Here is a 211-nt window from a genome sequence, read left to right as displayed (position 1 = left end):
GCCCTCGGTGATGCCGAGCAGGTCGTGCAGCACGAGCACCTGGCCGTCGGCGGATCCCGCGCCGATACCGATGATCGGGATCCGCAGAACCTCCTTCAGCAGATTGGTGATCTCAGCGGGAACGGCCTCGACGACCACGCAGAACGCGCCCGCATCCTGCACTCCGATCGCCTCCTCGACGACGCGCACCGCGCTCTCGGTCGTGCGCCCC

At 68.7% G+C, this 211-nt stretch carries 1 protein-coding gene; it reads right to left on the bottom strand.

The features are described 5' to 3' along the window. Positions 1-211 (bottom strand): 3-methyl-2-oxobutanoate hydroxymethyltransferase (locus AMS67_RS00205; protein ID WP_162230793.1); only part of this gene is annotated, 211 nt, incomplete at both ends.

This window comes from Leucobacter japonicus (genome assembly GCF_001273855.1).
Classification (GTDB): domain Bacteria; phylum Actinomycetota; class Actinomycetes; order Actinomycetales; family Microbacteriaceae; genus Leucobacter; species Leucobacter japonicus.
This window is presented reverse-complemented; position numbering and strand designations above follow the sequence as displayed.